The 14,499-nt window shown below is 65.9% G+C and carries 6 protein-coding genes; 5 read left to right on the top strand and 1 reads right to left on the bottom strand.

From position 1 onward, the window contains the following. Positions 1–110 precede the first annotated feature (110 nt). From KF688_15335 to KF688_15315, 5 genes are all read left to right on the top strand, one after another. Complete coding sequence (locus tag KF688_15335) at positions 111–3,593, top strand: hypothetical protein (GenBank protein ID MBX3427050.1); 3,483 nt, start codon at positions 111–113, stop codon at positions 3,591–3,593. Between the two features lie 67 nt (positions 3,594–3,660). Continuing rightward, on the top strand, positions 3,661–4,719 hold the full coding sequence (locus tag KF688_15330) for a hypothetical protein (GenBank protein MBX3427049.1): 1,059 nt from the start codon (positions 3,661–3,663) through the stop codon (positions 4,717–4,719). A gap of 411 nt (positions 4,720–5,130) precedes the next feature. Next, on the top strand, positions 5,131–7,605 hold the full coding sequence (locus KF688_15325; GenBank protein MBX3427048.1) for a glycoside hydrolase family 95 protein: 2,475 nt from the start codon (positions 5,131–5,133) through the stop codon (positions 7,603–7,605). Next, entirely contained in the window at positions 7,602–11,024 is a 3,423-nt protein-coding gene (locus KF688_15320) for a DUF4981 domain-containing protein (protein MBX3427047.1), read from the top strand. Before KF688_15325 ends, KF688_15320 begins: the two co-directional genes overlap by 4 nt. Before the next feature lie 87 nt (positions 11,025–11,111). Then, entirely contained in the window at positions 11,112–11,972 is an 861-nt protein-coding gene (locus tag KF688_15315; protein MBX3427046.1) for a sugar phosphate isomerase/epimerase, read from the top strand. Positions 11,973–12,085: 113 nt separating this feature from the next. On the opposite strand, the gene KF688_15310 is transcribed toward KF688_15315, so the two are convergent. Beyond that, positions 12,086–14,482, bottom strand: a complete 2,397-nt coding sequence (locus KF688_15310) for a glycoside hydrolase family 95 protein (GenBank protein MBX3427045.1) — start codon at positions 14,480–14,482, stop codon at positions 12,086–12,088. Between the last annotated feature and the right edge of the window lie 17 nt (positions 14,483–14,499).

Below are 14,499 nucleotides of genomic sequence, written 5' to 3'. Positions count from 1 at the left end.
GGGCGGAGTCCAATGTTGGCCCATCGACGCGGCGACTTGCCGTTCCGACAGGCAATCCTACACAAGCTCCGCTGGCACATCACTTGTCTTGGCTCGGTCGGCTGTGCGAAATGTCGTTTGCCTGTCTCATGCGGCGCAGGATCGTAGTGTGGGGCGCCTGTGCGATCCTTGCGATCAACGGCGTCAGGGGTCTCCGCACTGCGCGAGCGAACGAGTTTCTCGCGGCATTCGAGAACCCTCCAGCCGAGGCCAAGCCATGGGCGTTTTGGTACTGGATGCACGGCTGCGTGTCGCGCGAGGGGATCGACGCGGACTTGCACGCGATGCAGCAGGCCGGGCTCGGCGGGGCGTACCTGATGCCGATCAAGGGCCCGCTGGCCGAATCCCCCTGGCCGACGCCGGTCGTGCAGCTGTCGCCTGAGTGGCGCGACTATGTTCGGCACGCTGTCTCAGGTGCAGAACGTCGCGGGCTGAAACTGGCCCTGCACGTGTGCGACGGGTTCGCCACAGCAGGGGGGCCGTGGATTACTCCTGAGCTGTCGATGCAGCAATTGACGTGGTCGGAAGCGATCGTCGGCGACGAAACCGAACGCTCCAGTGCCGGTCCGCTCGCCTTGGATCAACCGCCTGCAAAGGAAGGGCATTACCGCGACGTCGCGGTGCTGGCGTTTCCGGCGGGTCCAAGCGCCGGGATCACGTCGCGCACCGTGCGACCGAGCGTGACGACAAGTCGGGAAGACGTCGACGCGACATTTCTGGCAGGGAACGCCGACCGCTCGGAACAGCCCCGGTTGCGCCTCGAGGACCGCGGATGGGTGTTGTACGAATTCGCTGAGCCGTTCACCTGCCGTTCAATCACAATCACTCCCGATGGCGCCAACTCGCAGGCCCACCGGTTCGTCGTCGAGGCGAGTCCTGACGGCCGTTCGTTCGTCCCCGTGACGCAACTTGCCCCGCCGCGTCACGGTTGGCACAACGGCGACAAGACCGTCACGCACGCGATCCCCGCGACGGCCGCCAGGCGGTTTCGCTTCACCTGGAACAAGGTTGGGACCGAGCCAGGCGCCGAGGATCTCGACTCGGCCAAATGGTCGCCGGTGCTCAAGGTGCGCACCCTCGAACTCTCGGCGGAACCGCGAATCCACCAATGGGAAGGGAAGAACGGTTCGTCATGGAGCGTGAGTCCGTGGTCGACCGACAAACAGTGCCCGACCGACTTGGCGATTCAGCCGAAGGCGGTGCTTGATCTCACCGACAAGCTCGGCGCGGACGGCACGCTCGACTGGAATCCCCCCGCGGGGCGGTGGCGCGTGCTGCGGCTTGGCCACACCTCAACTGGCGCCCACAACGATACGGCCGGCGGGGGCAAGGGGCTCGAGTGCGACAAGCTCAACCCGGTCGCGGTTCGACTTCAGTTCGAACGATGGTTCGCGGAAGTGCTCAAGGACGTCGGCCCCGCGGCGAGTCGTACGCTGACCACGCTGCACGTCGACAGTTGGGAATGCGGCAGCCAGAACTGGACGCCGGGGATGTTGGAAGAGTTTCGCCGCCGCCGCGGATACGAGCCGCTGCCGTATCTGCCGACGCTTGCGGGGCGTCCCGTCGGCGACGCCAACTCCTCGGAGCAGTTTCTGCACGACTGGCGCGTGACGCTCAACGAACTGTTGCAGGAGCGATTCTTCGGCACGCTCGCCGAGTTAGCCGACAAACACCGCTGCCAGTTCTCGGCCGAGTGCGTGGCGCCGACGATGTCGGCCCGGGGAATGGAGCACTTTCGCGCCGTCGACGTGCCGATGGGCGAGTTCTGGCTGCGAAGCCCGACGCACGACAAGCCCAACGACATGCTGGATGCGATCTCGGCGGCGCACGTCTACGGCAAGCCGATCGTGCAGGCCGAGGCCTTCACTCAATTGCGGATGGAGTGGGACGAACACCCGGCGTTGCTTAAGCCGCTGGCCGATCGCCAGTTTGCGGCCGGAGCGAATCGGCTGGTGTTTCACGTGTTCGCGCACAATCCGTGGCTCGAGCGACGGCCAGGGATGACGCTCGACAACGTCGGACTGCTGTTCCAGCGCGGCCAAACGTGGTGGCCGGCAGTAGGGGGATGGATCGACTACGTCAGGCGGTGCCAGGGGGTGTTGCAATGCGGCGCCCCGGTCGTCGACGTGGCGGTATTCACGGGGGAGGAAATCCCCAGCCGGGCGGTACTCCCCGAACGACTCCCGTTCTTGCCGGGGTTGTCGGATCTGGGACGACAGCGAGCGGAGCAACTGCGGCGAATGAATCGCGACACGCCAGTGGCCGAGGGCCCGCCCGGGGTGCGACACGCGGCGAACATCGTCGATCCAGCCGCGTGGGTCGATCCGCTGAACGGGTTCGCCTTTGACTCGCTGGGGCCGGACGCCTTGCTGCAGTTGTGCCGCGTCGAGGGGGGGCGGATCGTGCTCCCCGGCGGGGCGAGCTATCGGTTGCTCGTCGTGCCAGGGCGGCATCCGCTGCAACCCGACGGAGCGCGGATGTCGCCGGCCGTCGCGGCCAAGTTGCTCGAGTTAATCCGCGGGGGGGGGACGGTGGTCCTGTGCGAGCGGCCGCTGCCGATGGCGAGAGTCGGGGCGTCCGACTCCGACATGCGACGAGCTTACGAGGCACGATTGGAGGAGCTTTGGCCGACTGAACTCCCCTCCCGCAACGCGAGAGGAGAGATTCGCCGGCTCGGGGACGGCGTGGTCGTTTGCGGGACGAAGGGCCTTAATCTTCGCGCGGAGTTGGGACTCGTCCCGGACGCCGAGTTCGATGGCCAGCCCGGCGAGCTTGCATGGACCCACCGCCGCACCGCGGACGCCGACGCGTACTTCATCGCGAACCAGGGCGCGCGCACGACGGGGGTGCGCGGAACCTTCCGCGTCGCGGCCGCGACGGCGGAACTGTGGGACCCGGCGACAGGCGCGCGGATCGCCTTTCCCGGACGGCGCGTGGAGCTCACCGACGATCTGCGGACGACGACGACGTTCCGCTTGGGGCCTCACGAAAGCCGCTTCCTCGTGTTCCCGCAAAAGCCGTCGAACTTGCCGCAACGGCAGAATCGCAGCTTGGCGAGGACGCTCGCCGGGCCGTGGCAAGTGCGATTCGATCCGTCGCTGGGGGGCCCTGTCGAAGCGGTCGAGTTCACGGAGTTGATCGATTGGACGACCCACGCCGACCCGGGAGTGAGGCATTACTCGGGCAACGCCGCATATTCGAAGTCGTTCCGCGCTGACGGGGAGGTCATTGGCTCGGGGCGAACGTGGATTGAACTGGGCCGGGTCGAGAACCTGGCGCGGGTGACGCTCAACGGCGCCGATTGCGGCGTCGCATGGAAGTCGCCCTTCCTTGTCGAGGCAACCGGGAAGCTGCGCGGCGGGGAGAACGAGCTTGTCGTCGAAGTCTACAATACCTGGGCCAACCGGCTCGTCGGCGACGCGAACGGGGTCGGCCCCGCGCGAGCGTGGATGACAGCTCGCCGGCCGGCCGCAGATGCCCGACTGCTGCCGGCGGGCCTGCTGGGGCCCGTCACCGTGTGGAGAGAAATCGAGGAGGAGTCTCGGAATGAATAGGTTCACCCCCGCGAGGTCGGCGCCCGTTCAACGATCTCGCCGATGGCTGTGTGCGGTTGCAATCGGAATGACGCTGACGATCGACTCCGCCCCGACCGCAGCCCGCGAGCCAGGACATGTCGACCCGCTTAACGCCGTGCCCGACGAGCATCGCGTTGACGCGGAAAGCATGCAAGCCGTGTACGAGGAAGCGAAGACGCCCTTCAAGGTCGGTATTGTGCTGCAACCGGGCGCGGGCCAGCTCATCGACTGCCCGAATGTTTTTCGCGGCACGGATGCCTGGTACATGGTCTACGTAGCGATCGCCGACAAGATCGGCTACCAGACCTTTCTCGCCAAGAGCGCCGACCTCGTAAGATGGGAGCCGCTCGGAACAATCTTGGAGTTCCGAACAGGAACTTGGGACGCGTGGCAAGCGGACGGCAGCATTGCGCTGGTGGACCATCGCTGGGAGGGGACCCATGCCCTGCAGCCGTTCGACGACAAGTACTGGCTGACGTACTTCGGCGGGAACAAGCAGGGGTACGAGCCGGACCCGTTGTCCCTTGGGGTCGCGTGGACGAACGCACCGCAGGAAGCAAAGCCCTGGCGACGATACGAAGGCAACCCGGTGCTCGGCCCCGGGGACGACGACGCGCGGCCGTTCGAACAGGCCACGCTCTACAAGAGCCACGTGGTGTGGGACAAGGACGAGTCGCTCGGGGCGCCGTTCGTCATGTTCTACAACGGCAAGCAACAAGGCGAGGGGATCGAGCGGATCGGCATGGCGGTTTCCGACGACATGCTCCGTTGGCGGAGATACGGCGACGGGCCTGTTGTCGACAACGGTCGCGGGATCTCCGGCGATCCGCAAATCGTACGAATCGGCGACCTGTGGGTCATGTTCTACTTCGGGCTGCAATGGGGTCCGGGGGCCTTTGATTCGTTCGCCGTGTCGCGGGACCTCGTCCACTGGACCCAGTGGGACGGCCCGGCGCTGATCCGGCCGACCGAACCGTGGGACAAGACGTTCGCCCACAAGCCGTGGGTGCTTAAGCACGACGGGATCGTGTACCACTTCTACTGCGCGGTGGGATCCGAAGGGCGGGCGATCGCGTTGGCGACGTCGCGGCCGCTTCGCGATTGAGTACGCACTTCCAGGGGGGCCACAGCCCGCGAATCACGCAAATGAAATCTCTTGGTTGACTTGCGCAGCATCTCGCAAAAGAGACCGCAGAGGATCGCGGACAACTCGCGACAGAGTTTCGGACGCAAGCAGGCTGCCTCCTCCGCAAGTCAAGTTCCGGCCTGTTCCCCAACTACAACTTGCAGCACATCTGCGTTCTTACGCGTTCATCTTCCGCTCCTACACGGTGCGACGCGGCATAGGTAAACTGGGGCAGGAACTGAAACCAGTTTGAGTTGCAGCGATTGAGCGGAAGCCAACTCGTCGGCGACGCTGAGACGCTTCCTCGCCGAGCCGCGGAAGGGCCAGGCAACACGTTTCGCGCTGATCCGCAAGATTCGCGGGCGATTTGTCTCTCACCACGTTGAAGCCATGAATCGATTGCTCAGAAACTGCTGCGCGGCGTTGTTCTTGCTCGAGATCGCGTGCAGCGGATCGACGGTCCGGGGAACAGATGCCGACGAGACGATCTGGTTTGCAGCCCCGGCGACGCATTTCACCGAGTCGACCCCGCTGGGGAACGGCCGACTGGGAGCGATGGTTTTCGGCGGGCCTGCCGAAGAACGGATCGTGCTCAGCGAAAGCGGCATGTGGTCGGGCTCTCCGCAGGAGGCCGATCGAGCCGACGCGGCCGAGGCGCTCCCCGAGATTCGGCGGCTGCTGTTCTCCGGCGACGTACTCGCAGCGGAGCGCCTCATCAATCGACGCTTCACCTGCGCCGGGGCCGGATCGGGGAGCGGACGAAGCGCAAATCTTCCCTACGGCAGCTTCCAGACGCTCGGCGTCCTGCGGCTCGAATTCTTGCACGAACAGGCCGACGATCCCCCGGCGGACTACCGTCGTGAGCTCGATCTCGGCGACGCGGTCGCGACTATCCGCTATCGGCAAGGCGGAGTCCTGCACGAGCGGACGGCGCTGGTCAGCGAACCCGACCAGGCGCTCGTCTACCGGTTGGTCGCCGATCGCCCCGGGGGCTTGTCGTTCGCCGCGACCCTCGAGCGCCCCGAGCGGGCGACGGTTCGCATGGAACCGGACGACGTGCTGCACATGTTCGGGCAACTCAATGACGGCCGAGACGGCGACGCGGGGGTCAAATACAGCGCGCAGGTGAGGATTCTGGTCGACGGCGACGAGGCGATCAGCCGTGACGGGACCTTCGAAGTGCATGATGCCACGGCAGCGACGATCCTGCTGACGGCCGCGACCGAGATCGACTCGTTCGCGGGCCGCAAGGACTCGGCGACGGCAGCGGCGCGAGCCGAGTTGGACTCCGCGGCAAAACGGCCGTTCGTCGAACTGCATCGCCGGCATGTGGCCGATTACCGCGCACATTACCAACGGGCCCGGTTGCGGCTCGCGCCGCCGCGCGGAGGCGTCGCCAGCGCAGCGTTGCCGACGCCCGAGCGGCTGGCCGCGGCTTGGCAGGGCGCCGAGGACCCTGGACTCGCCTCGTTGTACTTCAACTTTGGGCGATATCTGCTGATTAGCTCGTCGCGGCCCGGCGGATTCCCGGCAAACCTGCAGGGCATTTGGACCGAGACCTTGCAGACCCCGTGGAACGGCGACTGGCATCTCAATGTGAATGTGCAGATGAACTACTGGCCTGCCGAGCCGTGCAATTTGTCGGCGCTGCACGAGCCGCTGTTCGCGCTGATCGAGTCGCTGGTCGAACCGGGCGGCAAGACGGCGCGGGCGTACTACGACGCCGACGGGTGGTGCGCCCACGTGCTGGCCAACCCGTGGGGATTCGCCTCGCCGGGGGAGTCAGCCGGCTGGGGCGCCACGTCGACCGGCGGGGCGTGGCTCTGCCACCACCTGCGGCAGCACTACGAATTCACGCAGGATCGCGAGTTCCTGCGGCGGGCTTACCCGACGCTCCGCGGGGCGGCCGAGTTCGCTCTCGACACGCTGGTCGAGGACCCGCGGACCGGCAAACTCGTGACCGCCCCGTCAAATTCCCCCGAGAACAGCTACTTCGTCGGCAATGCGAAGGCCCACATCTGCGTCGGCTCGACCATGGACATGCAGGTCCTCCGGGCTCTGCTCAAGGCGACAGCCGACGCGGCGGAGATCCTGGAAAAGGACGAACCGTTCCGCGACCAGTGTCGGGCGGCGGTCGAGCGGTTGCTGCCGACGCGAATCGCCTCCGATGGTCGGATCATGGAGTGGAGCGAGGAGGTGCGCGAAGCCGAACCGCAACATCGACATGTGTCGCACCTGTGGGGGTTGTATCCTGGGGACGAGATCGACGTTCGGGCAACGCCGAAGCTGGCCGAGGCGGCGCGCAAGTCGCTCGACGGCCGGGGTGACGACGGCACCGGATGGAGTTTGGCGTACAAGATTGCCATGTGGGCCCGGCTGGGGGACGGCGAACGGGCTCACAAACTCCTGCGGCGACACTTCATGCCGATTTCGATCGGCGCGAATGACATCGCGCTCAAAGGAGGCTCATATCCGAACCTGTTCGACGCCCATCCGCCGTTTCAAATCGACGGCAACTTCGGCGGGACCGCGGCAATCGCCGAGATGCTGCTGCAGAGCCGGCTGAGCGGTCCCCCTGCGGCGCCGCGGGCGGAGATTGACCTGTTGCCCGCACTCCCCCCTGCCTGGCGGGCCGGGGAGTTCGCCAATTTCTGCGGCCGCGGGGGGATCGAGGTCTCGGCGACGTGGCGCGACGGCGCCCTGACTCAGGCCCGGCTGCGCTCAAACACCCGCCAGACCGTCCTCGTCCGCAACGGCCAGCGGCGGGTCGAGTTGAATCTCGCGCCGCGCGAGACCGTGACGATCGACGGCGAATTGCAGCTCGACGGTCAGGTGCGCGAGGCGCGAACTGGGGCGGGGTCATGATCGAAGCGGAGGGCGAGATTCCTCGGCGTATTGCCAGAGTCCTGGCGGGATGGATCTTCGCAGCGGCGATGGTTTGTACGCCGGTCGCCGCCGCCGATCCGCCCGATTGGGAGAACGAGCAAGTCCTCCACCGCAATCGCTTGCCGGCTCGGGCCACGTTCTTTCCGTTTGCGACCATCGAGCAGGCACAGCGCGGCCGGTGCGAGGAGTCTCCCTATTTTCGCTCGCTGAACGGCGAGTGGCGTTTCAGCTGGAGCCCTGCCCCGGCCTCGGCGCCGACGGATTTCTTCGCCAAGAGGTTTGACGACTCGCAATGGGACACGGTCCCCGTCCCCTCGAATTGGGAACTGCACGGCTACGGGACGCCGATTTACGTGAGCGCGGGCTATCCGTTTCGGATCGACCCGCCGCGAGTGACCAGCACGCCCCCCGAAGAGTATACGGCGTTCCGCGAGAGGAATCCGACGGGTTGCTACCGCCGCACGTTTACGGTCCCCGCTGCGTGGAGCGAGCGGCGGACGATCCTGCACTTCGCCGGGGTCGAGAGCGCGTTCTATGTGTGGGTAGGCGGCCGACTGGTCGGTTACAGCCAGGGAAGCCGCTGCCCCGCAGAATTCGACGTAACCGAGTTCGTCGAGCCTGGCGAAAACGAGCTTGCCGTTCAAGTGTTCCGGTGGTGCGACGGCAGCTACCTGGAAGATCAGGACATGTGGCGGCTGAGCGGAATCGCCCGCGACGTGGTCTGCTACAGCCCCGGACGGGTGCGGATCGCCGATTTCGCGGTGCGCACCGAGTTGGACGGCGCGTATCGCGATGCCGAGCTTGTCGTCGAGCCGGAGTTCGAGGCCGACGCAGAAATTGACCTAGCCGGCTGGCGGATTACCGCGCGACTCTTCGACGCCGCGGGGCGCGAGGCGCTCGCCGTGCCGCCGGCGGCCGACGTGGCGCCGATCCTCAACCGCGACTCCCAAGCAAGTCTTCTCGTCGACCGAACGCCTCAACGTGGGCTGCCGAGGTTCGGCTGGCTACGCGGGATCGTGTTGAATCCGCTCAAGTGGACGGCCGAGACCCCGAATCTCTATCGTCTGGTGCTGGCCCTCTCGAATCCCGCCGGCCAGGTCGTCGAGACGGTCGGCTGCGATGTCGGCTTCCGAAGGATTGAAATCCGCGGGAGCGAGATGCTGGTCAACGGGCGGCCGGTCAAACTCCGCGGCGTAAACCGGCATGAGCACGACCCCGAACAAGGCCACGCCCTTTCGGAAGCAAGGATGATCCAAGACGTGCGTCTCATGAAGCAGGCGAATGTCAACGCCGTGCGTACGGCCCACTATCCTCACCATCCTCGATGGTACGAACTGTGCGACGAATACGGCTTGTACGTCATGGACGAAGCCGACCTGGAAACGCATGGCCTGCGCGGCCGGCTGGCGAGCGATCCGCGATGGAGTGCAGCCTTCCTGGATCGCATCGTCCGGCTCGCCGAACGCGACAAGAACCATCCGTCGGTCGTCATGTGGTCGCTGGGAAACGAGTCGGGGTACGGCCCCAACTTCGCGGCCGCGGCGGGGTGGCTCAAGGCGTTCGACCCGACGCGGCCGATCCATTACGAGGGCGCCCAGGATCACCCCCGCGATCCGGCGACGGTCGACGTCAGGGGGCGATTCTATCCGCGGGTCGCCGGCAAATATCTCAACCCGCCGCGGTTGGGAGAAATGGCTGCCAGCGACTCGGCCCCTGCGACCGAACGTCCTGAGAACGCCCGCTGGGAGCGGCTGGTCGATCTGGCAACCAACCCGGCGGACGATCGCCCCGTCATTGCCAGCGAATACGCTCATGCCATGGGCAACGCTATGGGCAACCTTGGCGAGTATTGGACTGAGATCTACGCACATCCCCGATTGCTGGGAGGGTTCATCTGGGATTGGTGCGATCAGGGGCTGTTCAAAGACATCCCGAACGACGACGCCGGACGACGATTCACGGCGTACGGGGGCGACTTCGGCGATCGGCCAAACCTGCGGGCGTTCTGTCTCAACGGCATCATGCTGTCCGACCGAACGCTGACTCCGAAATACCGCGAAGTGCAGGCAGCGTATTCCCCAGTCGCGATCACGATCGATGCGAGCGATCCGCTGCGGCCAAGGGTGACGCTGACGAACCGGCATGCGCATCTCGACTTGTCGCAATACCAGCTGCGGACACTCTTGCGTCGGGACGGGGAAGACGTGGTCAGCGAGACCGTGACTGACTCCCCGACTATCCCGCCAGGGTCGACTGGGATCGTCTTGCCGACGTTGTCTCTCGACCGACGACGAATGCCGCTCCCCCGCGGAGAATACGCCATGGAGGTGCGGCTGGTCACGGCGAGCGAGTCGCCGTGGGCCGCTGACAACCATTGCATCGCGTCGGCGACGATCCCTGTGCAATTGCCCGAGGAGGTGTTGTCGCCTGCGAGACCTGTTGCTCCGGCGACGGCGCTGCCGAGGTTAGCGGTTGAAGAATCCGCAGACGCAATCGTTCTCCGCAGCGAACGCCTGCAGGCGAGATTCGAGCGCGTTTCGGCGGCCCTTGCGGAACTGACCCTCGACGGAGTGAAGGTTCTCGCCGAGTCCCGCCCCGGAGATCCTGCAGGGCCGGTTGTGCAGGCTTATCGCGCCCCTGTCGACAACGATCGCGGTTTCGGCGGCTGGTTGGCTGACAGTTGGCGAGAGGCCGGGCTGGACAAGCTCGCGCGCGCCGCTCAGTCGTGCCAAGCCGAGCGGATCGGACCCGGCGTTTGTCGCATCACTGTTCGCACCACGGCGCAAGCGTCCGCTGGCGAGTTCCGCGAGCGGGCCGTGTGGACGATCCGCAGCGACGGGCTTGTGCGGCTCCAGTGGAGCGTCGAACCGCATGGCGAACTGCCCCCGCTGCCGCGGATTGGCGTGCGCTTGCGGGCGCCGCGCGAGTTGAACGTCATCCGCTGGTTCGGCCACGGTCCCGACGAGACTTATCCCGACCGGCTGCTCGCCAATCCGCTGGGGATCTATTCGGGCAACGTGGCCGACCAAGTGCTTCCGTATCCACGGCCTCAGGAGTCAGGCAACAAAGAAAGAGTGCGCTGGATTGCGCTTTGCGACTCGGAGCGATCCGGCGGAGTGGTCGTCAAGAGCGAAGGAGCGCCGATCTCCGCGTCGGCGCTCCCCTGCTCGGCACAGGCCCTGGCGAGCGCGAATCATGACTTCGAACTCGATCGCAGCGGCGAGACGTATCTGTCGCTCGACGCTCGGATGTGCGGCCTGGGGAACAGCAGTTGCGGCCCCGGGGTGCTGGCCAAGTACGCCGTCCCGGTTCAACCATACGAACTTGACCTGAGTTTTCGTCCCCTGCCGCCAAGCGGCGACCCAGCCGAGGTCGCACGGCAGCCTGTCGTCTGGTAATGCACCATGCCGTTACGAGAATCGTTCGCCTCCGTCGATCGACGATTGTTTCTTCGTCGCACTTTGGGCGCTGTTGCCGCAGGGATCTTGACGTCGCAGACTGGCGCCTTGGCCGAGGCGGCCAAGCCTGGGGATGAGAAAGGCCGACGCCCCATTGGCGTGTGCGACTGGATGATCCTTAAACGCCAGAAACTGGGGGCGTTCGGCCGCGCGCAGGAAATTGGCGCCGACGGGATCGAGCTCGACATGGGCTCGCTCGGGGCGCGGGAGACGTTCGAGAACGCTCTGGCCGACCCCGACGTGCAGCGACAGTTTCTCGACGAGTCGCAGACGACCGGCGTGCAAATCTGCAGCGTCGCGATGTCGGGGTTCTACGCACAGTCGTTCGCCGAGCGGCCGACTTACCAGCGAATGGTCGGCGATTGTCTCGCCACGATGACGGCCCTGGGGGTCCGCATCGCATTCTTGCCGCTGGGGGTCCAGGGAGACTTGCAAAAGCGTCCCGAGTTGCGGCCCGTAATCGTCGAGCGGCTGCAGAAGGTCGGCGCCCGCGCCGCTGAGGCGGGGGTGATTGTGGGGATCGAAACGGCGTTAGACGCGGCGGAGGAACGCCGGCTGCTCGAGGAGATCGACTCGCCGACGATCCGCAGTTATTTCAACTTCGCAAACGCCCTGCAAGCGGGCCGCGACGTGTGCCAGGAACTTCGGACGCTCGGCCGCGAATACGTATGCCAGATCCACTGCACCGACGAGGACGGCGTGCTGTTGGAGCACAACCGGCGGCTCGACCTGCACGCCGTCAAGGCGACGCTCGACGAACTGCAATGGTACGGCTGGCTCGTCATGGAACGGTCGCGCGACGCGACGCGGACTCGCGACGTCGTCGGCAATTTCGGGGCGAACGCGCGCTATTTGAAGGCCGTGTTTGGGGAGGGGGGGACGGAATAGGGGCGGCCAGAAAACTGGGGGACGATCGGGCCTTGGGACAGGGGGATCATGTCTTAATCGGCTCGCGTGCGATCGTACTATCGCCCCATGCCCCATGCCCCATGGCCCAGCCGTTACCGCCAATCGGCAAGATCCGCCGACTCGCCGGGGGCGAGTTCGACGGAATGACTCAGGTCCTCGAACTCGACGAAGGCCGCGCCGCCGCGGGGGTTGCTCACGCGGACCGCGTCGAGTCGGGAGTCGCTCCATGAGAACTCCAGTTCAAATCCGCCGCGGGTCCGCAGGCCGCGGACGCTGCCGGTGCTCCAGGCGGCGGGAAGTGCCGGGAGGAGTTCGATCCGCGGGCGACCGTCGGTCGTCGTGCGATGCGACTGGACGAGCATCTCGCAGATGCCGCTGACGGCGCCGAAGTTGCCGTCGATTTGAAACGGCGGATGAGAGTCGAACAGGTTCGGATAGACGCCTCCTCCCGTGTACTCGACCAGGGGCGAGTCGGTCAGTTGCAGCAGATCGTGCAGCACGCGATGGGCGCGATCGCCGTCGCGGAAGCGGGCCCACAGGTTCACCTTCCACGCCCGCGACCAGCCTGTCCCGCCGTCGCCGCGGTGGTCGAGCGAGACCTGCGCCGCGCGGAACAACTCCGGCTCGTCAGGCGTGATCTCGTCGCCTGGGTAAACGCCCCACAGGTGCGACACGTGCCGGTGTTGGTTGCTCGGATTGTCGACGTCTTCCAGCCATTCCTGAAGTTGCCCATGACGGCCGATGCGATGGGGGGCGATCCGAGTTCGCAATTCGGCCAGCCGATCGCGAAATTCGCGATCAACTCCCAACTCGTCGGCAGCGGCGATCGTATTGGCGAACAAGCTGCGGATGATCTGGTGATCCATCGTCGGCCCCATCACCAATCCCCCCTGTTCGGGCGAGTTGCTCGGCCCGCTCACAAGGAACCGCTCCGGCTCGCGCGGGTCCTCGACGAGTTGGTCGGCGTGAAACTCCGCGGAGCCTTTCATTAGCGGGTAGGCGGTCGTTTGCAGAAACTCACGATCGCCGCCGTACAGCCACCGCTGCCACAGGTGCTCGCACAACCACGCCCCGCCGGTCGGCCAGATGCCGTGGTCCGAGGCGTTGATCGGCGCCGTGCCCCGCCACAGGTCGAAGTTGTGGTGGAGGACCCACCCTGGGGCGTCGTAGTAGACGCGGGCCGTTTGGGAGCCGGATCGAGCGATCTCGCCGAGGGCTGTGAACAACGGCTCGACGCACTCGGTGAGATGAGCCGGTTCAATCGGCCAGTAATTCATCTCGGCGTTGATGTTCGTGGTGTACTTGCTTCCCCACGGCGGGTTGAGTTGGTCGTTCCAAATTCCTTGCAGGTTCGCCGGCTGGCTGCCAGGGCGACTTGAAGCGAGCATCAAATACCGGCCGTATTGAAAGAACAGAGCGGCCAGCGAGGGATCGGGCACGTCGCGCGAGCGGACCAAGCGGCGATCGGTCGGCAAAGCCTCCGCCGGTTGCGAATCGGTCGACTTCGGCCCGAGCGAGATTGAAACCGTGCCGAACCGCGGCTGGTAGTCGGCCAAGTGCTCGGCGAGCGCCGCGGCGAACGTCGTGCCGCGAAGCGTGGCGATCCGCTGGTTCGCTTGGTCAAGGCGTGCATCGTCCAGTTCGTCGGGACTCTTGAAGTTGGTCGCCCCGGTCAGAGCGAGCGTGGCCCGCGTGGCGCCCGCGACGCGGAGGCCTCCCGGAGAAACTTCGACCGCGCCGTCGGTTTCCAGGACGCGCACCTGGGCTGCGAACCGCATGCGATCCTCCAGCCGCTCGGGGGAGCCCGGGGAACCGTCGCCGACGCGGCCGACGAGTTCCAAGCCGTTCTCTCCCGCGGGTCGACTCTCGGCAAGCTTGTGCGGGCTGGTTATGCGGAGAACGAACTCCAAACCCTGCGGGCGATCGCTCGTCAATTCGACGAAGATCGCCCCGGCGGGGAAACTTGACAGGACGCGACGGGTGCAACGTGAATCGCCCAAGCGGAACGAGGTCGTCGCCACCGCCGTTTTCAGGTCGAGACTACGGCGAAAGTCGGCGACCTCAGCGACGTCGGCTCCGGGAATCTCGATCCACAAATCGCCGCATGGCTGGTACGCCGATTGTCCCAGCGGGATCGACATGAACCGCTCGCCGGCGAGTTGCTCGGCTTCACGCTGCTGGCCGGCAAACAACAGCGCGCGGAGTTCGGGAAGCGCCTTGGCGGCGCCGGGGTGGGCGTAATCGTGCGGGCTCCCCTTCCAAAGGGTGTCGAGATTGAACTGCAGTCGATCGCGAATCGCCCCGCCGTAGACCATCGCCCCCAGCGATCCGTTGCCGACCGGCAGGGCCTCCGTCCACCGCTCGGCCGACGTTTCGTACCACAACTCCAGCGACGAAGCCCCTGCGGCGCGAACCGCTGCAGGACTTGCGAGGGCGGCAGCCAGTGCGAGGGACAATTGACAAAGAGCGATTCGTCGTCGAGCAGGCATATTGACTTCGTTCCTAT

Source organism: Pirellulales bacterium (assembly GCA_019636345.1).
Classification (GTDB): Bacteria; Planctomycetota; Planctomycetia; order Pirellulales; family Lacipirellulaceae.
This window is presented reverse-complemented; position numbering and strand designations above follow the sequence as displayed.